At 71.5% G+C, this 24,725-nt stretch carries 24 protein-coding genes and 1 tRNA gene; 19 read left to right on the forward strand and 6 right to left on the reverse strand.

All coding sequences use genetic code 11. The annotated features are described in order from the left end of the window. Nucleotides 1-45: 45 nt before the first annotated feature. Nucleotides 46-2,076, reverse strand: a complete 2,031-nt coding sequence (locus AB4Y83_RS05375; protein ID WP_442296235.1) for a DUF349 domain-containing protein — start codon at nt 2,074-2,076, stop codon at nt 46-48. After that, nucleotides 2,073-2,915 (reverse strand): peptidylprolyl isomerase, encoded by an 843-nt coding sequence (locus AB4Y83_RS05380; RefSeq protein ID WP_442296236.1) that lies wholly within the window; start codon nt 2,913-2,915, stop codon nt 2,073-2,075. The genes AB4Y83_RS05375 and AB4Y83_RS05380 overlap by 4 nt, the downstream gene beginning before the upstream one ends. A gap of 228 nt (nt 2,916-3,143) precedes the next feature. On the opposite strand from AB4Y83_RS05380, the gene AB4Y83_RS05385 reads away from it, so the two are divergent. Together AB4Y83_RS05385 and hisS are read left to right on the forward strand one after the other, a co-directional pair. Further along, a complete protein-coding gene (locus AB4Y83_RS05385) occupies nt 3,144-3,845 on the forward strand; it encodes an MBL fold metallo-hydrolase (protein WP_442273423.1) in 702 nt (233 codons plus the stop codon). Nucleotides 3,846-3,874: 29 nt separating this feature from the next. Next, nucleotides 3,875-5,191 carry a histidine--tRNA ligase gene (gene hisS / locus AB4Y83_RS05390; RefSeq protein ID WP_442296421.1) on the forward strand — a complete coding sequence of 439 codons (1,317 nt, stop codon included), beginning with the start codon at nt 3,875-3,877 and terminating at the stop codon, nt 5,189-5,191. 40 nt (nt 5,192-5,231) lie between these two features. Here hisS and AB4Y83_RS05395 read toward each other — a convergent pair whose 3' ends face one another. Both AB4Y83_RS05395 and AB4Y83_RS05400 read right to left on the reverse strand, forming a co-directional pair. After that, the gene (locus AB4Y83_RS05395) at nt 5,232-5,843 is read right to left on the reverse strand and encodes a hypothetical protein (protein WP_442273425.1); all 612 of its coding nucleotides are present in this window, start codon (nt 5,841-5,843) and stop codon (nt 5,232-5,234) included. Next, the gene (locus AB4Y83_RS05400; RefSeq protein ID WP_442296237.1) at nt 5,840-6,214 is read right to left on the reverse strand and encodes a hypothetical protein; all 375 of its coding nucleotides are present in this window, start codon (nt 6,212-6,214) and stop codon (nt 5,840-5,842) included. Before AB4Y83_RS05400 ends, AB4Y83_RS05395 begins: the two co-directional genes overlap by 4 nt. 202 nt (nt 6,215-6,416) lie before the next feature. Here AB4Y83_RS05400 and ald point away from each other — a divergent pair, with 202 nt between their 5' ends. The 14 genes from ald to AB4Y83_RS05470 all read left to right on the forward strand — a co-directional run bounded on the left by ald (nt 6,417) and on the right by AB4Y83_RS05470 (nt 20,070). Beyond that, entirely contained in the window at nt 6,417-7,532 is a 1,116-nt protein-coding gene (gene ald / locus AB4Y83_RS05405) for an alanine dehydrogenase (protein WP_056777190.1), read from the forward strand. Then, nucleotides 7,529-8,515, forward strand: coding sequence for a site-specific tyrosine recombinase XerD (xerD, locus tag AB4Y83_RS05410; RefSeq protein WP_442296422.1), 987 nt, complete (start codon nt 7,529-7,531; stop codon nt 8,513-8,515). The genes ald and xerD overlap by 4 nt, the downstream gene beginning before the upstream one ends. A 204-nt stretch (nt 8,516-8,719) precedes the next feature. Beyond that, nucleotides 8,720-9,556: a ParA family protein gene (locus AB4Y83_RS05415; RefSeq protein WP_442273734.1), complete on the forward strand. Its 837-nt coding sequence runs from the start codon at nt 8,720-8,722 to the stop codon at nt 9,554-9,556. A 14-nt stretch (nt 9,557-9,570) separates the two neighbouring features. Next, nucleotides 9,571-10,599 carry a segregation and condensation protein A gene (locus AB4Y83_RS05420; RefSeq protein WP_442273427.1) on the forward strand — a complete coding sequence of 343 codons (1,029 nt, stop codon included), beginning with the start codon at nt 9,571-9,573 and terminating at the stop codon, nt 10,597-10,599. Next, nucleotides 10,592-11,248, forward strand: coding sequence for an SMC-Scp complex subunit ScpB (gene scpB, locus AB4Y83_RS05425; RefSeq protein WP_442296238.1), 657 nt, complete (start codon nt 10,592-10,594; stop codon nt 11,246-11,248). Before AB4Y83_RS05420 ends, scpB begins: the two co-directional genes overlap by 8 nt. Then, nucleotides 11,245-12,207 carry a pseudouridine synthase gene (locus AB4Y83_RS05430; RefSeq protein WP_442296239.1) on the forward strand — a complete coding sequence of 321 codons (963 nt, stop codon included), beginning with the start codon at nt 11,245-11,247 and terminating at the stop codon, nt 12,205-12,207. The genes scpB and AB4Y83_RS05430 overlap by 4 nt, the downstream gene beginning before the upstream one ends. A 46-nt stretch (nt 12,208-12,253) precedes the next feature. Next, nucleotides 12,254-13,336, forward strand: a complete 1,083-nt coding sequence (locus AB4Y83_RS05435; protein WP_442296240.1) for a prephenate dehydrogenase — start codon at nt 12,254-12,256, stop codon at nt 13,334-13,336. Between the two features lie 58 nt (nt 13,337-13,394). Then, a complete protein-coding gene (gene cmk / locus AB4Y83_RS05440) occupies nt 13,395-14,102 on the forward strand; it encodes a (d)CMP kinase (RefSeq protein ID WP_442296241.1) in 708 nt (235 codons plus the stop codon). Beyond that, nucleotides 14,099-14,764 carry a lysophospholipid acyltransferase family protein gene (locus tag AB4Y83_RS05445; protein WP_442296242.1) on the forward strand — a complete coding sequence of 222 codons (666 nt, stop codon included), beginning with the start codon at nt 14,099-14,101 and terminating at the stop codon, nt 14,762-14,764. The genes cmk and AB4Y83_RS05445 overlap by 4 nt, the downstream gene beginning before the upstream one ends. Before the next feature lie 12 nt (nt 14,765-14,776). Beyond that, a complete protein-coding gene (gene der, locus AB4Y83_RS05450; RefSeq protein WP_056777170.1) occupies nt 14,777-16,276 on the forward strand; it encodes a ribosome biogenesis GTPase Der in 1,500 nt (499 codons plus the stop codon). A 98-nt stretch (nt 16,277-16,374) separates the two neighbouring features. Further along, nucleotides 16,375-16,448, forward strand: a tRNA-Pro gene (locus AB4Y83_RS05455). Nucleotides 16,449-16,730: 282 nt separating this feature from the next. Next, nucleotides 16,731-17,234, forward strand: coding sequence for a hypothetical protein (locus AB4Y83_RS05460; RefSeq protein WP_442296243.1), 504 nt, complete (start codon nt 16,731-16,733; stop codon nt 17,232-17,234). Nucleotides 17,235-17,347: 113 nt separating this feature from the next. After that, complete coding sequence (locus tag AB4Y83_RS05465) at nt 17,348-18,328, forward strand: hypothetical protein (protein WP_442296244.1); 981 nt, start codon at nt 17,348-17,350, stop codon at nt 18,326-18,328. Continuing rightward, entirely contained in the window at nt 18,328-20,070 is a 1,743-nt protein-coding gene (locus AB4Y83_RS05470) for an Ig-like domain repeat protein (protein WP_442296245.1), read from the forward strand. Before AB4Y83_RS05465 ends, AB4Y83_RS05470 begins: the two co-directional genes overlap by 1 nt. Nucleotides 20,071-20,117: 47 nt before the next feature. On the opposite strand, the gene AB4Y83_RS05475 is transcribed toward AB4Y83_RS05470, so the two are convergent. Next, on the reverse strand, nt 20,118-20,921 hold the full coding sequence (locus AB4Y83_RS05475; RefSeq protein WP_442296246.1) for an acyltransferase: 804 nt from the start codon (nt 20,919-20,921) through the stop codon (nt 20,118-20,120). Between the two features lie 130 nt (nt 20,922-21,051). Then, nucleotides 21,052-22,476: a YibE/F family protein gene (locus AB4Y83_RS05480; RefSeq protein WP_442273437.1), complete on the reverse strand. Its 1,425-nt coding sequence runs from the start codon at nt 22,474-22,476 to the stop codon at nt 21,052-21,054. 158 nt (nt 22,477-22,634) lie between these two features. Here AB4Y83_RS05480 and AB4Y83_RS05485 point away from each other — a divergent pair, with 158 nt between their 5' ends. Genes AB4Y83_RS05485 through AB4Y83_RS05495 form a run of 3 tightly spaced genes read left to right on the forward strand, consistent with a single transcriptional unit; the run spans nt 22,635 to nt 24,618 of the window. Next, complete coding sequence (locus tag AB4Y83_RS05485; protein ID WP_442296247.1) at nt 22,635-23,243, forward strand: CDP-alcohol phosphatidyltransferase family protein; 609 nt, start codon at nt 22,635-22,637, stop codon at nt 23,241-23,243. Continuing rightward, nucleotides 23,240-24,289, forward strand: coding sequence for a DUF881 domain-containing protein (locus AB4Y83_RS05490; protein ID WP_442296248.1), 1,050 nt, complete (start codon nt 23,240-23,242; stop codon nt 24,287-24,289). Before AB4Y83_RS05485 ends, AB4Y83_RS05490 begins: the two co-directional genes overlap by 4 nt. Next, nucleotides 24,286-24,618, forward strand: a complete 333-nt coding sequence (locus AB4Y83_RS05495; protein ID WP_256795581.1) for a small basic family protein — start codon at nt 24,286-24,288, stop codon at nt 24,616-24,618. Before AB4Y83_RS05490 ends, AB4Y83_RS05495 begins: the two co-directional genes overlap by 4 nt. Nucleotides 24,619-24,725: the final 107 nt, after the last annotated feature.

Below are 24,725 nucleotides of genomic sequence, written 5' to 3' on the forward strand. Positions count from 1 at the left end.
GGAGATCGCTTGCCGGGTGGGCCCTTTCGTGGGTGGGGCTGGTCGTCAGCCGCCGAACTCGGCGACGCCGGCGCGGGCCTGGTCGAGCCAGACCTGACGCGCGTCGAGCGCCTCGCGGGCCTTCTTGATCTTGCTCGCGCTGCCGGACGCCTCGGCCTTGGCGAGGTCGTCCTGCAGGTCCGCGACGGCACGCTCGAGCTGGTCGACCATGGCCCGGGCACGGGCCGCGACCTCGGGGTTGCTCGACTTCCACTTGCGGTCCTCGGCGTCCCGCACGGTCTGCTCGACGCGGCGCATGGCCTTCTCGACGCGCTCCATGTCGGACCGCGGGACCTTGCCGGCGGCATCCCACTTGTCCTGGATGACGCGCAGCTGGCCCTTGGCCTTCTCGAGGTCGGTCACGGGCAGGATCGCCTCTGCCTCGACGAGCAGGGCCTCCTTGACGGTCAGGTTGCCGCGGTACTGCTCCTCCTCGGCGGCGACGACCTCGTCCTTCGCCGTGAAGAAGGTGTCCTGCGCAGCCTTGAAGCGCGCCCACAGCTTGTCGTCGTCGGACCTGCTGGCCCGACCGGCGCGGCGCCACTCGTCCATGAGGCGCTTGAACGCCCCTGCGGTGGCAGCCCAGTCGGTGCTCGTCGCGAGCTTCTCGGCCTCGGCGACGAGCCGCTCCTTGGCACCCTTGGCGTCGGCGTGCTGCGCGTCGAGCCCGGCGAAGTGGCTGCGTCGTGCCTTGTCGAAGCCGTTGCGGGCGCTGCTGAAACGCTGCCACAGGTTCGACTCCGTCTCGCGGTCGAGGCGGGTGGCGGAGCGCTGGTGCGCCTTCCACTCGTCGAGCAGCTCACGCATCCGGGCGCCGCTCGTCTTCCACTGGATCCGGTTCTCCGGCTGGCCGGCGATCGACTCGGCCTCGGCCACGATCTTCTCGCGCTCGGCCGTGGCGGCCAGCCGCGCCTCGGCGCGGTGCTGCTGCTCGACGTTGCGCTTGGCGGCGAGGCCGGACTGGATCTCGTCGAGCTTGGTGGCGAGGGCGTCGAGGTCGCCGACGACGGTCGCGTCCTTGACCTGTGCCGCGAGGGTCTTGAGGCCCTCACCGACGTCCTTCGACGGGACCTCGGGCTGCGACAGGCGCTGCTCGAGCAGCACCGCCGACGCGAAGAGCTCGTCGTACTTGCGCGCGAAGTAGGTCAGTGCCTCCTGGTCGCTCGCGCCGGGATAGGAGCCGACCTCCTGCTCCTCGCCGTCCTTGGTGCGGACGTAGACCGTGCCGTTCTCGTCGACGCGTCCGAACGCCGCCGAGGCCGAGTGGTCGGTCGTGATCGGCGCCGGCGCGGCGGGAGTGACCGTCGGGTGCGGGACGGCCTTGGCGAGTGCCGCCGGCGTCGGGATCGACGTGGGCTTGGGGATGCTCCCCGGGGACGGCGCAGCGGGTGCCGCGACCTCCTCGCCCTCCGGGCCCTCCGTGGGCGCTGCGGTCTCCGCCGGCGCTGCTGTATCCGACGGCGCCGCGCTCTCGCCGGCGTCACCGGACTCGGTGCTGCTGACCGACGCCACGGCCTCCGCGGTCTCGACCGCGGCCGCTGCCGGCTCGTCTGCCGTCGCCGCGACGGGCTCGGCCACGGCTGGCTCGCTGGCCTCGGGCGTGGCGACGGGCGCCTCGGCCGCTGCCTCCGGCGGGGTGCCGGCAGGCTCGGCGCTCTCCGGCTCTGACACCGCGACCGGCTCGGGCTCGACGACGGACTCGACGACGGGAGCGGCCTCGGCGTCAGCCTCGACGCTCTCGGTCGTGTCGCCGGACTCGGTGGCCTCCACCGAGGCGACGGCCTCGGCTGTCTCGGTCGTCGCCGCAGGCTCGGACGGGATGGAAGCGTCGGCCGTGTCGACCGGCGCGGTGTCGTCGACCGTCTCGACGGTGTCGGCCGTGTCGGCCGGCTTGGTGTCGTCGACCGCCTCGACGGTGTCGACGGTGTCGGCGGTGTCGGCGTTATCGGCCGCCGGTTCGACCGCGGCCTCGCTGGGCTGCTCCTCCGTCACGGTGGCGGTGGTGTCGTCCGGCTCGGGCTGCTTGATGTCGGTCATGCCTTCTTCTCCGTCACGCTGACGCTGAGGATGCTGATCGGGGAGACGGGGGTTCCGTCCGTCGGGCTGGGGGGCAGGGCCTTGTTCGCGGCGATCTTGTCGACGATGTCGAGGCCCTTGGTCACCTTCCCGAAGATCGTGTAGCCACCGCCGTCGGTGGGCAACTGGGTTTCCTTGTAGGTGATGAAGAACTGGCCGCCGTTGCTGTTCGGGTCGGAGGTGCGCGCCATGGCGAGCACACCGGTGGGGTACTTCCCGTCCTTGGGCGCGTTCTCGATGCCGAAGGTGTAGCCCGGGCCGCCCTGACCGGTGCCGGTGGGGTCGCCGCACTGCAGGACGTAGATGCCCTCGGTCGTGACGCGGTGGCACGGGCTCGGGGCCCAGAAGCCGGTCTTGGCCAGATTGAWGAACGAGGCGACGGTCTGCGGCGCCTTCGTCCCGTCGAGCTCGAAGGTGAGGTCGCCGCACGTGGTCTTGACCGTCGCGACGAAGGTCTTGCCGGCAGCCGTGGCCTTGGCCGGGACCTGCTTCTGCTGCTTCGGGGTGGTCTGGTTCGCCGGGGGAGCGGTGCAGCCGGCCGCGAGCTTCTGGCCTGCAGCGAGCCCGCCCGAGCTCGTCGGGGTGCTCGCAGGGGTCGTCGACCCGGCCGCGGGGGTGGCGGTGTCGGAGCTGCCGACGAGCTTGGGCACGACGATGGCCGCAGCGATGACGAGGATGACCGCGAGGATCACACCGAAGACCTGCTTGTCGCGCGTCGAGTCGCTCACCGGCGGCTTGGCGGTCTTCTGCTGTTCCTCGTGGCGGCGGCGCGCACGTGCGCGTTCCTGCTCTTTGGTCACGAACCTCTCCTCGTACGGGCCACATGGGCTGTCCCCGGGCGTTCGGTCATTTTATGGAACGACTGCGGCGCGCACGCAGCGGGACGGGTCACGAGTCCGTGACATCTCCCCTCCGGCGCGCGGATTTGCGCCCGGAAGCCCTGCGGACGGCATACCCAGTGTGTCGGTCCTGAGTCCCGAGGGCGTATGCCGTCCGCCTCGGTGGGGGTGCGTCGCTAGGCTCCCAGCGTGCTGACCATTGCCTTCCCCGCCCAGGCGTTCGACACCAACTGCTACGTGCTCGCCGCGGGTGCCGGGGAGGAGTGCGTCATCGTCGATCCCGGGATCGGCGTGGAGGAGACGCTGCGCGAGGTGCTGACGGAGCACCGGCTGAGGCCGGCCGCGGTGCTGCTCACGCACGGTCACGTCGACCACGTCTACTCGGTGACCCCCGTCTGCGGCGCCGACACGGCTGCCTACATCCACGCGGACGACCGCTACCGCCTGCACGACCTGCTCGGACGCAGCAACCCGGGCCTCGTCGCGATGCTCGAGCAGCAGTTCGGCGCCGCGGCGACGTGGACCGAGCCGACCAACGTCGTCGAGATCACCGACGGCACCCGGCTGACGCTCGCGGGCATGGAGTTCGACGTGCTCCACGCCCCCGGCCACACCGAGGGCTCGGTCATGTTCGGCATCGACCGGGTGCCCGACGGCATCCGGGACCAGGTCGACGTCGACCGGACGATGGTGACCGGTGACGTGCTCTTCGCCGGCTCGGTGGGCCGCACCGACCTGCCGGGCGGCGACTCGGCCGCGATGCAGCGCAGCCTGCGTGACGTCGTGCTGCCGCTGCCTGACACGACGCTCGTGCTGCCCGGCCACTACCAGGCGACGACCATGGCCCACGAACGCGCCACCAACCCCTACCTGAGAGACTTGCCCGCGTGAGCACCCCGCAGACCAAGGCCGCCAAGGTCATGCCGATCAGCGGCTTCCCCGAGTACCTCCCGTCCGAGCGCATCGTCGAGCAACACTTCCTCGACGTCATCCGGGAGACCTTCGAGCTGCACGGTTTCTCCTCGGTCGAGACCCGGTCCATCGAGCCGATCGAGCGACTCAGCGCGCAGGGCGAGGACGCCGACAAGGAGATCTACGCCGTGTCGCGCCTGGCCGGCGGCAGCGACGACGACGCGCGCTGGGGCCTGCACTTCGACATGACCGTGCCGTTCGCGCGCTACGTCCTCGAGAACGCCGGCAAGCTCGCCTTCCCCTTCCGCCGCTACCAGATCCAGAAGGCGTGGCGTGGGGAGCGACCCCAGGAGGGGCGCTACCGCGAGTTCACCCAGGCAGACATCGACGTCGTCGACGTGGGGCAGCTCTCGCCGCACTTCGAGGCCGAGATGCCGCTCGTCATCGCCGACGTCTTCAGCCGGTTCCCGGTGGGCGACTTCGTCATCCAGGTCAACGACCGCAAGATCCCCAACGGCTTCTACCAGGGCATCGGCATCACCGACGTCATCGGGACGCTGCGCATCGTCGACAAGCTCGACAAGATCGGCCCGGAGAAGGTCAAGGTGCTCCTCGTCGAGTCGGGCACGACGGACGAGCAGGCCGACCAGTGCCTCGCCCTCGCCGCGATCCGCTCGGCCGACCTCGGCTTCGTCGAGCAGGTCCGGGCCCTCGGCGTCGAGCACCCGCTCCTCGACGAGGGGATCGATTCCCTGGCCAACGTCATCCGCACCGGCATGGCCCACGCCCCCGGCAAGCTCGTCGCCGACCTGCGCATCGCGCGCGGCCTCGACTACTACACCGGCACCGTCTACGAGACCCAGTTCGTCGGGCACGAGTCGTGGGGGTCGTTCTGCTCCGGCGGCCGCTACGACGCCCTCGCCAGCGACGGGAAGAACACCTATCCGGGTGTCGGCATCTCCATCGGCGTGACCCGCATCCTCGGCCTGCTCATCGGCCGCGGGCTCGTCACCGCGTCACGCTCGACGCCTGCCGCCGTGCTCATCGCCCTGACCGACGACGAGTCGCGCGAGGGTGCGGTCGCCGTGGCCACGGCCCTGCGCCGCCGCGGGATCGCTTGCGAGGTCGCACCGTCGGCAGCCCGCTTCGGCAAGCAGATCCGCTACGCGGAGCGTCGCGGCATCCCCTACGTGTGGTTCCCCGGGGCGGGGGAGTCCGGCGACGAGGTCAAGGACATCCGCAGCGGCGAACAGGTCCCGGCCACCGCCGACGCGTGGACCCCGCCGGCTGACGACCTCGTGCCGCAGGTCACGCGAGCCGACTGACCCGACTGACCCGAGGTGCGCGACCGACCGCGTGCGGAGGTCAGGTGCCGGGCGGCGGCCGCAGGCCCTGGTCGCGCAGCTCGAGCAGGGCGAGCTCCCGGATGACCTCACGGTCCTGGCGGCGCCAAGCACCCGCCGGGTCGTCGGAGACGCGGGCCAGCGCGCGCATCGGCTGCGTCGCCATGGCGCGGAGCGCGAAGAGGTCGAGGTCCTCTCCGGCGTCGATGAAGCGCTGCGACTGGGTCGCGTTGCGCACGAAGCGAACCCGGACGTAGAGCCAGACCACGAGGACGAGGACGATCGGCACGAGCGCCAGGGCGATCCCGAGCCCGAGGGCGAGCGTGTCGACCGTGTCGGCCATCGACGTCCCGGCCTGCTGCAGCGTCGTGCCGGACCCGGCGGCCTGGGTCAGCCACGTCTTCAGCTGGTCACCCACGAGCGGCAGCTGCCCGGCCTGGTCGCCCGCGCCGGTGAGGGCCCCGTTGACCGACTTTCCGGCCGACGTGATCGAGTCCGCAGGGGCACGCAGCTGCTCGACCGTGTCGTGGACCTGGCGACCGGCATACACCCAGAGGCCGATCCACAGGAGCATGAGCACGTCGGACAGCAGCTGTCGGGTGCGTCGGGCGGGGGTGTCTGCGTAGAGCTTCACGGGCCCATGTTGGCGAAGACGACGACGAAGAACACGACGAGGGCTATGAAAGCGGCGAATCCTCCCACCAGGGAGGCCACGAGGAAGCCCCCCGCGAACGAGCGAAGTGCCGGGAGAGCCGTGGCCGCCGCGGCGACCGCGAGGCCGATCACGAGCAGCACGAACGCCTCGGGTGGCTCCACGCCCTGGAAGATCGGCCCCCAGACGGCTGCCACGGCGAAGAGCACGCCGGCGACGACGCCCTGGCGCCGCGTCAGCACCATGCCGGGCCCGCCCGGCCGCCACCGCGAGGGCCTACGCCGCCTCGGCGGCCGTGAACCGGCCGGCGCCACCGGCCAGCTGTATCCCTCCTGCGCCGGCGGATCGGTCACGGCCCCTCCTTCTCCGAGCTCGTCGGCCGCGCATGGCGGTGACCACACTGTGGCACGAGGCCGGGCCGGTCAGCGGCAGTTGCAGGAGGTCGTGACCGGGCCGTGACACCCATGGATACAGTGGGCTCGCGGCCCCTGCGGGCCCCTTCTCACCACGGCAACGGCGCCATGGTCGAGTCAGTCCGGAAGGAAGTGCAGCAGCATGAAGGTCGGCATCCCCCGCGAGGTCAAGAACCACGAGTACCGCGTGGCCATCACCCCCTCAGGCGTCCACGAGCTCACCGAGAACGGTCACGACGTCATCGTGGAGAAGGACGCCGGCGTCGGTTCGCAGATCAGCGACGACGACTACGTCGCGGCAGGCGCCCGCATCCTCGGTTCCGCCGACGACGTCTGGGGCGAGGCGGAGATGGTGCTCAAGGTCAAGGAGCCCGTGGCCGAGGAGTACCACCGGATGCGCGAGGGCCTGACCCTCTTCACGTACCTGCACCTCGCGGCCGACAAGCCGCTCACCGAGGAGCTCGTCAAGCGCAAGGTCACCGGCATCGCCTACGAGACCGTGCAGCTGCCGTCCGGGGCCCTGCCGCTGCTCTACCCGATGTCCGAGGTGGCCGGCTGTCTCGCCCCGCAGGTCGGTGCCCACGCGCTGATGCGCGCCCAGGGCGGCCGTGGCGTGCTCATGGGCGGCGTCGGTGGCGTGGCCAACGCCAAGGTCGTCATCCTCGGTGCCGGCGTGTCGGGCCAGAACGCCGCCAACATCGCGCTCGGCATGGGTGCCGACGTCACGCTGCTCGACACCGACCTCGACAAGCTGCGGATGTCCTTCTGGCGCTACGAGAACCAGGTCCACGGCCTCGCCTCCAACCGCCTCACGGTGCAGCAGCAGGTCCAGGAGGCCGACATGGTCATCGGGGCCGTGCTCATCCCCGGTGCGGCCGCCCCCAAGCTCGTCTCCAACGAGCTCGTGTCCCAGATGAAGCCGGGCTCCGTGCTCGTCGACATCGCGATCGACCAGGGTGGGTGCTTCGAGGACAGCCACGCGACGACGCACGCCGACCCCACCTACACGGTGCACAACTCGGTCTTCTACTGCGTCGCGAACATGCCCGGCGCCGTGCCCAACACGTCCACCTACGCGCTGACGAACTCGACGCTGCCGTATGCCGTGAAGCTCGCCAACCAGGGGTGGCGCGACGCGCTGCGCGCCGACCACGCGCTCGGACTCGGTCTCAACACGCACGACGGGCACGTCACCTACGCCGGCGTCGCGGAGGCCCATGGCATGACGTCGGTCGGTCTCGACGAGGCCCTGTCCTGACCGAGCAGGTCGTCACCGAGCCACCCGCGGCACGGCCCTCGCGCGTCGAGCGCGACGTCCGCGGGTGGCTCGACCACGTCCGCGTCGAGAAGGGCGCGTCCGACAACACCCTCAAGTCCTACGCCCGCGACCTGCGCTCCTACGCAGCGTTCCTGGCGGCCAAGGGGATCGACGACCCGAGCCGGGTCACCGAGGCCGACGTCACCGACTTCCTCGCCTCCCTGCGCGAGCGCGGGCTCGCGGCCTCGTCCGCGGCCCGCACCCTCGTCGCCGTGCGCGGCTTCCACCGGTTCCTCGCGCTCGAGGGCGAGGTCGCCGGCGACCCGGCGGCCAACGTCGCCCCGCCCAAGCCACCCGCCCGGCTGCCCAAGGCGATCCCGATCGAGGCCGTGGAACGGCTGCTCGCGGCGGCATCGGTCGGCGACACGCCCGAGTCGCTGCGCGACCGTGCACTCCTCGAGGTCCTCTACGGCGTCGGCGCCCGCATCAGCGAGGCCGTCGACCTCGACGTCGACGACATCGAGACCGCCGGACCCGCAGACGGCTCCGGGACCGCCCCGAACGGCGGGGGAGTGGCGTCCGTCCGGCTGCACGGCAAGGGAGGCAAGGAGCGCGTCGTCCCCGTCGGCCGCTACGCGGTCGAGGCCGTGACGGCATACCTCGTCCGGGGCCGTCCGGCCCTCGCCACGCACGGACTAGGGGGTCCGGCGCTCTTCCTCAACCAGCGGGGGGCGCGCCTCTCGCGGCAGTCGGCCTGGGCGATCATCCGGCGCGCAGCCGAGCGGGCCGGCCTCACCGAGCACGTGTCGCCCCACACGCTGCGCCACTCCTTCGCCACCCACCTGCTCGACGGCGGGGCGGACGTCCGCGTCGTCCAGGAGCTGCTCGGGCACGCCTCGGTGACCACGACCCAGATCTACACGATGGTGTCGGTCCACCGGCTCCGCGAGGTCTATGCGGGCGCCCACCCCCGTGCCCGCTGATAAGGTCACTCGTGATCAGCGCGAGGCTGACCGCAGCATCCCAGGGCAAGGCCGAGCGGAGTGGAACACCCGGTGAACGAGGAGTCACACGACACCATGCAGTCCGTGCCGTCCGAGGACCTCGACCAGCCCCGACAGAGTCCGGTCAGTGCCGCCCCGCGGGTCGCGCACCTGCCCGGCACCGAGTCCGCCGGCTCCGGGGCCATGGGCCCGACCGGCCGTCCGCTGCCCGACTTCCCGACCCCCGTGCCGCTCTCGAGCCACGGTCCCGCGCGCATCATCGCCATGTGCAACCAGAAGGGCGGCGTCGGCAAGACGACGACGACGATCAACCTCGGTGCCGCGCTGGCCGAGCTCGGTCGCAAGGTCCTCGTCATCGACTTCGACCCGCAGGGTGCGCTCTCCGTCGGTCTCGGCGTCAACGCGCAGGAGCTCGACACGACGATCTACAACCTCCTCGTCGAGCGCGGCCACGAGATCCACGACGTCATCCAGCACACGCGCACGCCCAACCTCGACCTCGTGCCGGCCAACATCGACCTGTCCGCGGCCGAGGTCCAGCTCGTCGGTGAGGTCGCCCGCGAGCAGATCCTCGCCCGCGTCCTGCGCCCCGTCGTCGACGAGTACGACCTCGTCCTCATCGACTGCCAGCCGTCGCTCGGCCTGCTCACGGTCAACGCCCTGACGGCCGCGCACGGCGTCATCATCCCGCTCGAGTGCGAGTTCTTCGCGATGCGCGGCGTCGCCCTGCTCATCGACACGATCGACAAGATCACCGACCGGCTCAACCCGCGCCTGCAGGTCGACGGCATCCTCGCCACCATGTACGACAGCCGGACCCTGCACAGCCGGGAGGTCGTGCGCTCGGTCGTCGACCACTTCGGCGAGCAGGTCTTCCACACGGTGATCAGCCGCACCGTGAAGTTCCCCGACGCGACCCTGGCCGCCGAGCCGATCACGTCCTACTCGTCCGAGCACTCCGGTGCCAACGCCTACCGCCAGCTCGCCCGTGAGCTCATCGCGCGCGGCGGCGCGGCCTGATCCGCAGTGATCTGATGACCGAGCAGGACACCGTCGACCGCCCCGCGGTCGACGCCGACGACGCTGCCGTGCCCCCGGACGCGATGGTCGAGGTCGCACCCACCCAGGAGCTGACACCCGGCGGTGTCATCACGCGACGCTCGGCAGCCCCCTTCGAGGTGCACCTCGACGTCTTCTCCGGGCCCTTCGACCTCCTGCTCGGCCTCATCAGCAAGCACAAGCTCGACATCACCGAGGTCGCCCTCGCCAAGGTCACCGACGAGTTCGTCGCACACATCAAGACCGCCCAGGCGGCCAACAGCGACTGGGACCTCGGCCAGGCCTCGGAGTTCCTCCTCATCGCGGCGACCCTGCTCGACCTCAAGGCCTCGCGCCTGCTCCCGCAGTCGGGCCCCCAGGACGACGAGGACCTCGCGCTCATCGAGGCGCGTGACCTGCTCTTCGCCCGGCTCCTGCAGTACCGCGCCTACAAGGACATCGCGGCCACCTTCCGTGAGCGCATGGCCACGGCCGGGCGCATCACCCCGCGCCAGGCCGGTCTCGAGCCGGAGTTCGCGGCGCTGCTGCCCGAGCTCGTCATCGCCATCACGCCCGAGCAGTTCGCGATGATCGCCGCCCGGGCGATGACGCCGAAGGTGGCGCCGACCGTCGGGCTCGAGCACCTCCACGCACCGCAGGTCAGCGTCCGGGAGCAGGCGGCGATCATCGTCGAGCGCCTGCGCCACCGCGGACAGGTCTCGTTCCGCAGCCTCGTGGCCGACGCCGACAGCACCCTCGTCATCGTGGCGCGCTTCCTCGCCCTGCTCGAGCTGTTCAAGGAGGCGGCGATCGCCTTCGAGCAGGCCGAGGCGCTCGGCGAGCTCGACATCCGCTGGACGGGCACCGACGACGGCGACATCGCCATCGACGACGAGTTCGACGAGGACGACGAGAACGACGAGAACGACGACGACGTCGAGGGCGCCGAGGGTGACGCGCCGACGCCGGACACCGAGCAGACGGGTGGCGACGCCACCTCACGAAGAGGAGCAGACGATGAGTGACCAGTCGGCGCAGGGGCCCGACGCGACCGTCGAGCCCGGGGTGCCCGATGACCGCGAGGGTGCCGACGAGCAGATCGCCTTCGACATCAACGACTTCCCGGGCGGCGCCCGCTCGGCGCTCGAGGCCGTGCTCATGGTCGTCGACGAGCCGGTGACCGAGGTCGCCCTCGCGTCGGCGCTCGAGCTGCCGGTCGACGACGTGCGGGTCCACCTGCACGCCCTCGAGGAGGAGTATGCCGCCGCGCAGCGCGGGTTCACCCTGCGCAGCGTCGCGGGCGGATGGCGCGTCTACAGCCGGTCCGACTTCGCGCCCGTGGTCGAGAAGTTCGTCCTCGACGGCCAGCAGGCCAAGCTGACCCAGGCCTCGCTCGAGACGCTCGCCGTCATCGCCTACCGCCAGCCGGTGTCCCGCGCCCGGGTCAGTGCGGTCCGCGGCGTCAACGTCGACGGCGTCGTCCGCACGCTGGCGTCGCGCGGCCTCATCGAGGAGGTCGAGGACGTGGGCGAGAGCGGTGCCATGCTCTTCCGCACGACCCCCTACTTCCTCCAGCGGATGGGACTGTCGTCGCTCGACGACCTCCCGGCGTTGGCGCCCTACCTCCCGGACGCCGACGTCATCGACGAGCTCATCGAGGAAGGACACGCATGAGCGAGTACTCCAGGTCCCCCCGCCAGCCGCGCAAGAAGGGGTCCGGGCCCACCGGCGCCCCCGGAAGCGTCGGCGGCGCCCGCCGTGGCGGCCGACCCGTGGCGGGCGGCAAGAGCGCCGGCGGCAAGACCGGCGGCAAGGGTTCCGGCCCGCGCTTCGCGGGCTCGACGAAGGCCAGCCAGCCCACCAGGCTGCCCGACCGCAAGCCCGCACCCGAGATCGACGTCCACGACCCCGACGGCGTGCGCCTGCAGAAGCTCATGGCCGCCGGCGGCGTCGGCTCGCGGCGTGTCTGCGAGAACCTCATCGAGCAGGGGCGCGTCGAGGTCGACGGCCAGATCGTCACGGAGCTCGGCGTGCGCATCAACCCGCAGACCCAGGTCGTCCACGTCGACGGCGTCCGCGTCAACCTCGACGAGGACCGCGTCTACCTCGCCTTCAACAAGCCCAAGGGCGTCGTGACGACCATGCACGACGAGCTCGGCCGCATCTCGCTCGAGGACTACGTCGGCAACCGCGAGCAGCGCCTCTTCCACGTGGGGCGGCTCGACGCCGACACCGAGGGCCTGCTCCTGCTCACCAACGACGGCGACCTCGCCCACCGGCTGCAGCACCCGGCATACGGCGTCCTCAAGACGTACGTCGCGACGATCCGCGGCCCGGTGCAGCGCGACGTCGGCAAGCGCCTGCGCGAGGGCGTCGAGCTCGAGGACGGTCCCGTCAGCGTCGACTCCTTCCGGATCGTCGACCACCAGCCGGGCAAGGCCATGGTCGAGGTGGTGCTCCACGAGGGCCGCAAGCACGTCGTGCGCCGGATGCTCGAGGCGGTCGGGCACCCGGTCCTCGAGCTCGTCCGCACCGAGGTCGGCCCGATCCGTCTCGCCGACCTCAAGTCCGGGCGCACCCGACGCCTCAACAAGGCCGAGATCGGGGCGCTCTACAAGGCCGCCGGTCTGTGATCCGGACGTCCCGGGCCCGGGACGAGCGGCTCGCTACGCTGACGGGGTGAGCACGCACGTCCGCATCGTCGGCGCAGGGCTGATCGGGACCAGTCTCGGGATCGCGCTGTCCAACAACGGATTTCGGGTGTCGCTGGACGACCCTTCACCGACGGCCGTCCAGCTGGCGCGCGACCTCCGGGCGGGCGACATGGCCGAGGACGTGACGGACGCCCCGGACGTCGTCGTCGTCGCGGCGCCGCCCGACGTCGCCGCTCGCGTCGTCGTGGACGCGCTGGGCCGGTGGCCCGACGCGGTGGTCACCGACGTCGCCTCCGTCAAGGAGTCGGTGCTCCGCGTCGTCCTCGACTCGGGCGCCGACGCGAGCCGCTACGTCGGGTCGCACCCGATGGCGGGTCGCGAGCGCTCGGGCGCCGCAGCCGCCCGGGCTGACCTCTTCGACGGCCGGGCGTGGGTCGTCGTGCCGCACGAGGCCTCGACCGACGCGGCGGTGCGCCGCGTGAGGGAGCTCGCCCTCGCCGTCGGCTCCGCCGTGCGGGTCATGCCGGCCCACGAGCACGACGAAGCCGTGGCAGCCGTCTCGCACGTGCCCCAGCTCGCGGCGAGCATCGTCGCCGCGTGCCTGCGCGAGCTGCCCGAGTCCGCCGTCGGTCTCGCCGGCCAGGGACTGCGCGACGTGACCCGGATCGCGGCGAGCGACCCGCGGCTCTGGACCCAGATCCTCGCCGGCAACGCACCCGCCGTGCGCGACGTCCTGCGCCACGTCCGCGACCAGGTCGACGACGTCGTCGGGGCCCTCGACACCCTCGTGGACGCCGACGGCGCCGGCTCGCTCGGCACGCTGAGCCGGGTCCTCGAGGCCGGCAACCTCGGCCACGCACGGATCCCCGGCAAGCACGGTGCGGCTCCCGCGGCGTACGAGGTCGTCTCCGTCGTCGTCCCCGACAAGCCGGGATCACTGGCCCGACTGCTCACGGACGTCGGCCACGCCGGCATCAACCTCGAGGACCTCCACCTCGAGCACGGGCTCGGGCAGGCCGTCGGCGTCGCCGAGATCTCGGTCATGCCCGCGTCCGTCGAGCCGTTGCGAGCCGAGCTGGCCCGCCTCGGCTGGCGCGTGCACGACTGAGGCTCCGGTTGTCGGGCGGGTCCCGGGGCGGGTCGGTCGAGGCACTATCCTCGTCCGCATGCCGCAGACCCCCGAGGACCCCCTGTCCGGTTTCGTCATCGCCGTGGACGGTCCCTCGGGGTCCGGCAAGTCGAGCGTCAGCAAGCAGGTGGCCCGGACCCTCGGCTACGGCTTCCTCGACACCGGGGCCATGTACCGCGCCCTCACCTGGTGGTGCCTCCACGAAGGTGTCGACCTCGCCGATGCCGACGCGATCACCGCTGCGGCGCAACGGTTTCCGCTGTCCATCGGCACTGATCCCGACGCGCCGACGGTGGAGGTCGGCGGCACCGACGTCGCCGCGGCCATCCGCGAGACCGGCATCTCGACGAACGTGTCCGCGGTCGCCACCGTCGTCCCCGTCCGCGAGATCCTGCGGGTCCTCCAGCGCCGTCTCATCTCCGAGGCCGCCGCGGCCACCGGCGGTGTCGTGGCCGAGGGACGCGACATCACGACCGTCGTCGCACCCGATGCGCCGGTGCGCATCCTGCTCACCGCCTCCGAGGAGGCCCGGCTCGCACGACGCTCGACCGAGCTGCACGGAGCTGCGGACGCCGCCGCCGTCGCGGCGACCCGGTCCCAGATCGTCGACCGCGACAAGGCCGACTCCGCCGTGTCGGAGTTCACCGTGGCCGCCGACGGCGTCACGACGATCGACACGTCGCACCTCGACTTCGAGGGCTCGGTCGAGGCGGTGCTCCAGGTGGTCGAAGCGGCCCGGGCATGAGCCAGGCGGTCGCTCCCCATCCGAACCGGGCCCGGATCGGCCGCCCGATCGGCAAGGTCATCTTCAGCACCCTCTACCGGGGCGTGGCCCTGCACCCCGAGCGGGTGCCGCTCACGGGGCCGGTCATCCTCGTCGCCAACCACGCGGCGTTCCTCGACGGGCCCCTCGTCTTCGGCCTGGCGCCGCGCGCCGTGAGCCTCCTCGTCAAGCAGGAGGCCTTTTCGGGCTTCTGGGGCTGGACGATCCGCAACGTCGGCCAGATCCCCGTCGACCGCTCCGTCGGAGACCGCGCGGCGCTGGCCTCGGCCAGCGCCGTCCTCGAGGGCGGGGGTGCGGTCGGGATCTTTCCCGAGGGCAACCGCGGTGACGGTGAGGTCCACCAGGTCAACCACGGGGCCGCCTGGATCGCGCTGCGCACCGACGCGCAGATCGTGCCGGTCGCGGTCAGCGGGACTCGCGTCCCGGGCGCGACGAAGGACGACTGGCCGCCCTTCCGGTCGCGACTTCTCGTCGACTTCGGGGACCCGTTCCGGCTCGTCGTCGACCCCTCAGCGCCCGGTCGGGACCGCCTCCGGCTGGCCAGTGACCACCTGCGGGACGCCCTCGCGTCACATGTACGCCGCTCGCGGGTGGAGAATGGTTCCTCAACAGACGTTCACTGATTCGAGGACACCGTGACTGACGAGACCGCCCGCCCCATCGACGAGGGCGCTCCGATCTCGACCGCCGACCCCTCCGTCGACGACGCCGCCGTGGAGCGCGCCCTGCGCGCCGGGCTCGACGACTTCGAGCTCAGCCCCGAGGACCAGGCGCTGCTCGACGCCCAGGGGCCGATCTCCGACGACGGCGCGGGGCAGGGCCCGCTGCCCGTCGTGGCCGTGGTCGGCCGACCCAACGTCGGCAAGTCGAGCCTGGTCAACCGCATCCTGCGGCGCCGCGAGGCCGTCGTCGAGGACGTGCCGGGTGTGACGCGTGACCGCGTCTCCTACGAGGCCGAGTGGGGCGGGCGCCGCTTCACCATCGTCGACACCGGCGGCTGGGAGGCGGACGCCACTGGCATCCACCTGCGCGTCGCCGAGCAGGCCGAGATCGCGATCGACCTCGCCGACGTCGTCATGTTCGTCGTCGACGCCACGGTCGGCGCGACGGACGACGACGAGGCGGTCGTCAAGCTGCTGCGCCGCTCCGGCAAGCCGGTGGTGCTCGTCGCCAACAAGGTCGACGACCAGCGCGGCGAAGCCGACGCGGCGATGCTGTGGAGCCTCGGCCTCGGCCAGCCGTTCCCGGTGTCCGCCGTACACGGCCGCGGGAGCGGCGACGCCCTCGACGCCGTGCTCGAGGTGCTGCCCGACGTGTCTGCGCACGGCGCGTACGCCCAGGGTGGTCCGCGGCGGGTGGCGCTCGTCGGGCGCCCCAACGTCGGCAAGTCGAGCCTGCTCAACCGTCTCGCGGGCTCCGAGCGCGTCGTCGTCGACAACGTGGCCGGCACCACGCGCGACCCGGTCGACGAGCTCATCGAGCTCGGCGGCAAGACCTGGCGCTTCGTCGACACCGCCGGCATCCGGCGCCGCGTCCACCAGAGCCGGGGCGCGGACTTCTACGCGTCGCTGCGCACCCAGACGGCCCTGGAGAAGGCGGAGGTGGCCGTCGTGCTCATCGACGCCGAGGAGCCCATCGCCGAGCAGGACATCCGTGTCGTGCAGCAGGTCATCGACTCGGGCCGAGCCCTCGTCATCGCGTACAACAAGTGGGACACCCTCGACGAGGAGCGCCGCTACTACCTCGAGCGCGAGATCGAGAAGGAGCTCGTCCAGGTGCCGTGGGCTCCCCGGGCCAACGTCTCCGCGCGCACGGGCCGTCACATGGACCGCCTCGTGCCCGCCATCGAGACCGCCCTCGAGTCGTGGGACACCCGTGTCCCCACCGGCCGGCTCAACGCCTTCCTCGGCGAGATCGTGGCCGCCCACCCGCACCCGCTGCGTGGTGGCAAGCAGCCCCGCATCCTCTTCGCCACCCAGGCCTCGACGCGTCCGCCGCGCTTCGTCATCTTCGCGTCGGGCTTCATCGAGGCCGGCTACCGCCGCTTCATCGAGCGTCGCCTGCGCGAGCAGTTCGGCTTCGAGGGCACGCCGATCGAGGTCTCGGTCCGCGTCCGCGAGAAGCGCCGGCGCTGACCTGCCGCTGTCCCGACGGGGCACACGGCCGCTCACGGGGGCCGATTGGGACCAGCGGCATCCGGTGCGCTAATGTTCCTTTCGCCCCGAGGGGCATTCGGGCTGTGGCGCAGCTTGGTAGCGCACTTGACTGGGGGTCAAGGGGTCGCAGGTTCAAATCCTGTCAGCCCGACCGAACGACGAAGGGCCGCACTCTCCACGGAGAGGGCGGCCCTTCGTCGTGCCCTCGCTCGTGTGCTGGTCGCGCGTGCCGTCGACGGGGTCTGAATCCGCTTGTTGTGCAAGGTGTCCCGGCCGTCACTGCAAGGTCTCCACCGTGGCCACAAGCAACCCGCAAGGTATGCGCAACGTTGTCCGAGGTGCCCCTGAATCGGCCGAATCGCGTGTCACTGTTCCCTCAGCAGCACACCAAGAACCGGTAGAGCCACTCGAGGGAAAGGTCATGGGGATCACCATGCGCACTCAGAAGAAGTCCAGCTCCAAGAAGAAGAAGTCCGCAGCCTTCCTCGCAGCCGGGGCCATCGGCCTCGCGACCGCCGGTGGCGCCTACGCCTACTGGACGAGCCTCGGTGGTGGCACCGGCACGGCCACCACGCGGGCCGGAGCGAGCAACGTCTTCCTCGTCACGGGCGGCAGCGCGACGGCGATGTACCCGGGGGACTCGGCGCAGACGGTCACCGCCACGGTCAAGAACACCGGCACCGAGAACTACAAGATCCAGGCGGTCAAGGCCTACGTCACGACGAACAAGACGGACTGCGACGGCACCGACTACAAGCTGAACGGCGCGGTGGCCCCGGTCTCCGAGGCCACGGCCGCCTCCCTCGCCATCACGTCGGTCGACCTCGCGCCGGCCGCGACGACCACCGTCGACTACACCCTCCAGTTCAACAACAAGACGACGAACCAGGACGCCTGCAAGGGCGCCACGGTGACCATCAACTACGTCGCCAGCTGAGACCCGGGAGGGGTGGGACGCCGCATCGACCCCGGCGCCCCGCCCCTTCCGCGTCCCTCGCACGACCGCACGAAGCGCTGACCCGCATCGACCACGACGGGGGGAGTCCCATGATGACGCCGACGAACGCCAGGCACACCGCCCTGGCCCTGCTCGGCGTCTTCGTCGCGTTCCTCGTCGCGGTCCACGGGATGCCCCGTGCGGCCTCGGGCCACTCTGTCGTCAGCCCCGTCATCACCTCGCGTCCGGCCGACCCGTCAGCCAGCACGACGGCGACGTTCGCCTTCGCGGCCCTGTCTGGTGCCGGCTTCCGGTGCGCCCGCGACGGGTCCTCCTTCACGGCGTGCGCGAGCCCGGTCACCTACACCGGCCTCGCGCAGGGCAGGCACACCTTCAGCGTCGTGACGGTCGCTGCCGGCGCCGAGAGCACCCCCACGGCATACGGCTGGGTCGTCGACACCGTGGCACCGCCCGCTCCCGTGCTGACCACGGTGCCGGCGAACCCCACGAGCAACGCGACGAACACCGCGAGCTGGACCAGCGCCGGGGCGGGGGCCACGTTTCGCTGCTCCCTCGAGAACGGCGCCTGGACCACGTGCATGTCGCCGCTGACGTGGCTCATCGACACCTCGAACAACGGGCAGCACCAGCTCGCCGTCCAGGCCGTCGATGCAGCGGGCAACGTGTCCGCGACGACGGCCTACGCGTTCACCCACCAGAAGGGCCTGCCCGAGAGCGGCCCGCCCTTCACCGTCGCGGGCAGCGTCGGTGACCTCGTGCCGGGCGTGTGGCGTCCCCTCTCGGTGACGGTCACGAACCCGAACCCCGTCACCATCAGGGTCTCGGCCCTGACGGTCGCCGTCGCGGCCGACAGCACCCCACCGGGCTGCACCTCGGCAGCGAACCTCGAGCTGCGCCAGCCCTCGGTCACGACGAGCTCCGTGCTGCTCGTCCCGTCACGCGGCTCGGTCACTCTTCCCGGCCAGGGAGTGGCGACCGCGCAGATCCGCCTGCGCAACCTCCCCAACGTCAACCAGGACGTCTGCAAGAACAAGAGCTTCGCGCTCACGTGGTCGGGGACGGCGAGCAACTGATGCCCGCCCCGACACCCCCGAAGACGCGCGCACGCCGTGCAGCCCCGAGCCGCGGCGTGCGCGCCCTCCACGTCACCGTCCTGCTGGTGGTGCTCATGACGGTGTCCGGCACCGCCTGGGCGTCCTGGACCGTGACCGGACGCGGCACTGGCACGGCCCCGACGGCGATCCTCACGGCCCCGACGTCGGTCACGGCCACGGCAGCCGACGGGGCCACGACCGTGTCGGTCGCATGGTCCGCGCCGACGACGGGGGTGGCTCCCACGGGCTACCGCGTCGACCGCACCGACGTCGCCTCCGCTGCCACCGTCGCCGCCTGCGGCACGTCGCCCTCCTCTCTCGTCGCCACGACGTCCTGCAGCGACGCTGCGCTACCGGATGGGAGCTACCGCTACACCGTCGTCGCCGTGCGCTCCGGGTGGACGGCGACGAGCGCATCGAGCGCCTCCGTGACCGTCCTGGCCTCGGTTCGCACGAGCACCTCGGTGACGTCGTCGGCCAACCCGTCGGTGGTCGGGCAGCCCGTGACCTACACCGCCACCGTCAGCGCGGCCCCCGGGACACCGACCGGGGCGGTCGCGTTCCGCGACGGCAGTTCCGCAATGACGTGCGCCGGCGGCTCCCAGACGCTCAGTTCCGGCACCGCGACGTGCACCGTGCCCCAGGCGTCCGCCGGCACCAGGTCGATCACGGCGGCGTATGCCGGGTCGGCACCGTACGCTGCGTCGTCGTCGTCCTCGCTGTCGCAGGTCGTCGCCCCGGCATCGACGACGACGTCACTCACGTCGTCGGCGAACCCTTCGACCGTCGGTCAGCCCGTGACCTACACGGCCACCCTGTCGGTGTCCGCGCCTGGAGGCGGCGTCCCGAGCGGGACGGTCACCTTCAAGGACGGCTCGACGCCCCTGGCCTGCACGGGCGGCACCCAGACCCTCGGCTCCGGATCGGCGACCTGCGTGGTGACCCACACGGCTGCCGGGACGCGCAGCGTCACCGCCGTCTACTCCGGCTCGGCCGACCACCTCACGTCGACCTCGCCGACCGTCAGCCAGGTCGTCGCGCCGGCGGCCACGACGACCACCCTGACGACCTCGGCGCAGACGGTCCGGAGCGGCCAGAGCGTCACCTACACCGCGACCGTGGCGGCCACGGCTCCCGGCGGGGGAGTGCCGACCGGCACCGTGACCTTCAGGGACGGCTCGACGGTGATCAGCTGCTCGTCCGGCACGCAGACCCTCAGCGCGTCGGGTGTCGCCACGTGCACGACGACCTTCACGACGACCGGCACCCGGTCGGTCACGGCGGCGTATGCCGGCACGACGAACCACTCGGCGTCGACGTCCGCATCGCTGAGCCAGGGGGTCGTCGCCGGCCAGACGGCCGGGCTCATCTTCTCGGGCGTCACCGTCAACGGCATCGCGGCGACGCCGAGCTGCTCCGGAACCGTCGGCACCTCCTTCACGTGCACGGTCGCCGGTGGCAACAACGCCGTCATCGCGGCCAACGTCGGCTTTGGCAGCGGCACGCAGACGGCGGTGTCCTACAGCGGCTCGACGGAGACCATCAACTGGTCCTCGACGGGCAAGAACGCCGCCACGGGGACGGTCACGGTGGCCGCGAACGCCACGACCTCGACCGCCCCGGTCTCCGCGACGAAGACCGGCTCGAACGCGGCGTCGGTCACCGTGACGTTCACGGAGTCCGGTGGGTCGACGTGGACCGCGGTGCTGACGGTCTCCTGAGCGTCAGCGTCCCGGACTCCCCAGAATCCTCAGAGCCCCTGGCGGGCTCAGGCGCGACGGGTCAGAGTGTCGGCCCTGGCCCGGACGGCCTTGAGGCTCCGGCGCGTGCGTCGGCGGGCGCCGGCGTAGATCTCGCGGCTCCGTGACGGCCTGCTGCCGGGGTCGACGGTCAGGGTCCAGTAGTCGGTCGACTTCTTGACCGAGGCCACGGTCGGCTTCCGGTAGGGCGGGTCGAGGGTGAGGTGCGGGCGCTCCCAGGCCACGTTCCGCTTGACGACCTTCGCCGGTGAGCCAGCGCCGACGACGTTGTTGGGCAGGGACCGCGTCACGACCGAGCGCATGCCGACGACGGTGCCGTCGCCGATGGTCACGCCACCGAGGACGCAGGCGCCGAGGCCGAGCCACACGTGGTTGCCGATGACGATCGACCGGGCCGCGTTGACGCGCTTGCCGGTGCGGACGTCGAAGATGGGGTGGCCGTCGTCGGCGCGGATCTGGATGTCGGACGCGATCATGACGTCGTCGCCGATCGTGATCGACGTGCCCTCCGCCGTCGACATCGCCACCGTCGTCGTCGACGACACGTTCTTGCCGATCCGCACCTGGCAGCCGTCCCCGACGCGGATCGCCGCGCGGAGACCCGGCACGCCGCGGCTGCTGCCGATCTCCACGAGGCCGTCGTCGCAGTCGAAGTCGACGAAGAGCTGGGCGATGTTCTGCTGGCTCGCGACACGCAGGACGTTGTTGCGTCCCTTGAACTTCACCCGGATGTTCTTGTCGACGCTCCCGCTGAACTCGATGCGGTTACCCCGGTCGTCGTCGTACGCCTCGAGGGTCGTCACATGGTTCATGGCGGCGAGCCTAGTGGTTGCCGAGAACTGGTTGAAAGCCCGACGAGCGCCGGCAGAGTCGAGCTGCGAGGTGACCGGCGCAGGTGCCAGTCGCGGGCGGTGCCGGTCTTTCGGTGACGGCACGAACCGGTCAGGAGGAGGACATCCTCGAGCGTGCCTCGGCCCGCGTCGTGGGTGCCGGCGGCCCGCTCGCAGCCCGGACGAGGTCAACTGCGGTGGGGCCCTGGTGCTCCGGCTCGTCGACCGTGCGCGGCAGACCCGGGCCGCGTCCGTCGCCGTCCACCGGCGCACGCGTCCGCGCTGCACCGACGGTGAGGGCCGCGACCGCCGTCGTGACGGGTACGGCGAGCACGAGGCCGATGGCGCTGGCGAGCGTGCGCACGATCTCCTCCGAGAGCGACTCCGTCTGGAGCATCTCGAGCACAGGCCGCTCGTAGAGGAAGAGGAGGAGCAGCACGGGTAGCGCGGCACCGGCATACGCGAAGACGATCGTGTAGATCGTCGAGGCGATGTGGTCGCGCCCGATGCGCATGCCCGACTGGAAGAGCGCCCGTCGCCCCATCGAGGGGGCCGCCGCACGCAGCTCCCACACGGCCGAGGACTGCGTGATCGTCACGTCGTTGAGGACCCCCAGACCGGCGACGATGAACGCGCACGTCAGCAGCTCGCGCGGGTTCATCGTCGTGACGAAGGAGGCCAGGGTGGCACCCTCGTCGTTGGCCACCCCGCTGAGGCGTGCCAGGTCGACGGCGAGCAGACCCAGACCCGCCGTGACCGCGACGCCGAAGAGCGTGCCGGCGAGGGCCGTGCTCGTCCGCACCGAGAGCCCGTGGGCGAGGTAGAGGACGACGAACATGATCGCCGAGGAACCGATGAGGGCCACGAGCAGCCCCGACTGGCCCTCGAGCAGGGCCGGCAGCATGAACTTGACGACGACGAAGCCGCCGAAGACGAGACCGACGAGGGCCAGGATCCCGCGCCACCGCGCGACCACCGCCACGACGACGAGGAAGAGCGCGAGCATGAGCGACAGGGGAGCCCCGCGCTGCACCTGGAGGAAGGAGTACGTCTCGGGCTGCGTGTCCTGGGGCGGGGTCCGCAGCAGCATGACGGTGTCGCCCTCGCGCAGGCCGGACGTGGAGACCGCGGGAGGCACCGAGACGGACACGACCGGACGCACGTCGCCGGAACTCGCGGTGGGTTGCTCGAGCTGCACCGTGATCGCGCCGCAGGTGGGGTTGCCGTCGACGACGTCACCGCCCTGGCCGGCGGCGGGGCCGCCCGCCGTGCTGCCCTCGGCCCCCTCGCAGACCGGGAGGACCCGCTGGACCTCGGCGACGGGGAAGGTCACCCCGGGAGCCGCGAAGTCGGACGTGCCCACCCGGACGGCCGCCTGCGACTCCGCCGGCCAGTAGCGCACGAGACCGAAGATCGTGGCCGCGGCAGCGAGCGTGATCAGGAGGGTGAGGCCTACTCGGGCCAGCGTGCTGACGGCGACGGTGCCGGACGCTGCACGGGCTCCGTGGTCATGGCTGTGCGAGTGTCCGCCGGGCATGGTGCCGAGTGTGCCAGAGCAGACCGGCGTGGACGCACCCGCGGCACCGGCCCTCGCACGTTCCTCGCGGACTCCCTCCTCGCTCGACGAGGGGTCGTGTCCGGATCGATGCCGGGCACGGATCTCGGCCACTCCGGACGCCCGTTAGGCTTGCCGCCGTGGAGGTCGAGAGAGCGGGCGAGCGCGAGCACGTCGTGACGGAGCGCCTGCTGACGATCCCCAACGTGCTGTCGGTGCTCCGGCTTCTCGGCGTGCCCGTCTTCCTCTGGGCGATCGTCTCGGAGCGCGACGGGCTGGCCTTCTTGCTGCTCTTGTTCTCGGGTGTCACCGACTACCTCGACGGCAAGATCGCCCGTCGGTTCAACATGGAGAGTCGCCTGGGCCAGTTCCTCGACCCCATCGCCGACCGGCTGTACATCCTCACGACCCTCGTCGGGCTCATGTGGCGCGAGATCATCCCGGTCTGGCTCGTCGTCGTGCTCCTCGCCCGCGAGGTCGTCATGGCCCTGATGCTGCTCTACCTGCGCAGCAAGGGACAGCTCGGCCTGCCCGTTCACTTCGTCGGCAAGGCCGCGACGTTCAACCTGCTCTACGCCTTCCCCCTGCTGCTCCTCGCGCACCGTGACGACTGGCTCGGCGACCTCGTCCGCCCCATCGGCTGGGGCTTCGCGTGGTGGGGCGTCGTCCTCTACTGGCTCGCCGCCGTGCTGTATGCCGTCCACGCCCGCCTCGTGCTGGCGCAGCGCCCTCAGGTGGTGACCCCATGAGCCCCCAGCGGCGTCCGGACGAGTCGATGACGCTGCTGACGACGATGATGGAGCGGCCCCTCGACGCGGGTTACCAAGAGGCCGCCGACCGACGGGTCGCGGCCGGGCTGCCCGGAGCCACCTCCACGCGCACCGTCCTCGTCGTCGTCCTGGCGATCCTCACCGGCTTCCTCTTCGCCGTGGCGGCGCAGTCGCTGCGACCGAAGCCGACCGCTGCCGCGGCCGTGAAGAAGGAGCTCGTCACGCGCATCGAGGCGCTGCAGAAGCACGGGACCGACCAGGAGGCCAAGGTGGCCGCCCTCGGCAAGCAGGTGCGTGACTACGAGGCCCTCGCCCTCCAGCAGTCGGGGGGCACCGACCTCACGAGCACCATCAAGGACCTCGAGGTCCAGGCCGGAGCCGTGCCCCTCACGGGGCCCGGGCTGACGCTGACCCTCGACGACGCCGCCTCGACCGACGCCGGCGCCGACGCGGGGACCCGCCCGAGCAGCGGGTTCCAGGAGGGACGGGTGACCTCCGGCGACCTCCAGATCATCGTCAACGGCCTCTGGGGGGCCGGAGCCGAGGCGATCTCGATCAACGGGCACCGGCTCAGCTCCACGGCCGCCATCCGGTTCGCCGGACAGGCGATCATCGTCGACTTCCGACCGCTGTCACGGCCCTACGTCATCACCGCCCTCGGCGACTCCCAGGGCATGCAGCAGCTCTTCGAGCCCTCGTTCGCGGGGCTCTACCTCTCCCAGCTGACCGACGAGTACAAGATCCGGTCGATCATGGCGGGGAGCGACTCCCTGACCGTGCCCGGAGACTCGGCCGTGCGGCTCGAGGTCGCAGAGCCCGTCGGTCCGCCCGTAGGCTCGACCACGCCGGGCGCCACGACGCTGCAGCAGGGCACGACCGCCCCGAAGCGGAGCGCGGGTGCGGGTGTGGCCCCGACCGGCTCGGGCACGTCGACGGCGCCCTCGCCCTCGGACACCCCGAGCGGCACCACCGACTCCGGGACCGGCAGCCCGGCGTCACCGACCAGTCAGGAGAACCCTTCGTGATCCCAGTTCTCGGCCTTCTGGCCGGACTCGCGGTGGGGCTCTTCCTCGATCCCTCGGTGCCCGTGTGGCTCCAGCCGTACCTGCCGATCGCGGTCATCGCCGCTCTCGACGCCGTCTTCGGCGCCCTCCGCGCAATCCTCGACGGCATCTTCAACGACAAGGTCTTCGTCGTCTCCTTCCTGTCCAACGTCGTCGTCGCCGCGTTCATCGTCTTCCTCGGCGACCAGCTCGGCGTCGGCTCGCAGCTCTCGACCGGTGTCGTCGTCGTCCTCGGCGTGCGGATCTTCTCCAACGTGGCCTCGATCCGCCGGCACCTGTTCAAGGCCTGAGCATGGGCAAGCGCAAGAAGGGTCGTCCCGCTCCCACTCCTGTCGACCGGCCGGAGCCGCTCGTCGACGCCGCAGAGGGGAAGACCACCGACAGCGCGCCGGCTCCG

This window comes from Terrabacter sp. RAF57, assembly GCF_052113925.1.
Classification (GTDB): domain Bacteria; phylum Actinomycetota; class Actinomycetes; order Actinomycetales; family Dermatophilaceae; genus Terrabacter.